General features: G+C 67.0%; 1 protein-coding gene. It reads right to left on the reverse strand.

The annotated features are described in order from the left end of the window. Window positions 1-291, reverse strand: a 291-nt coding sequence (locus ACYQ1K_RS27995; protein ID WP_459986904.1) for a helix-turn-helix domain-containing protein, incomplete at both ends; no start/stop codon positions are given.

Here is a 291-nt window from a genome sequence, read left to right on the forward strand (position 1 = left end):
TTGAACGTCTCGACCCGGTGCGGCTTGAGCCCCAAGTCGTGCCAGATCCGCTGCACGGTGTCCTTGCTGACCCCGGCCCGTTCGGCCATCGTCCGACACGACCAATGGGTCTGCCCCTTCGGGCGGGTCTTGGTGGTCAGCTCCACGATCTCGGCGACCTTCTCGTCACTGACCGTCGGCTTCCTGCCCCGGCCCTTCTCGACCTTGCCCCACTTGGTGAGCCCGTCGACCTCGAAGGCCTTGCGCCAAGCCCGCACCGTCACCGCCGTCACCTCATGCCGTTGGGCGTTG

It is taken from the genome of Nocardioides sp. AN3 (assembly GCF_054653495.1).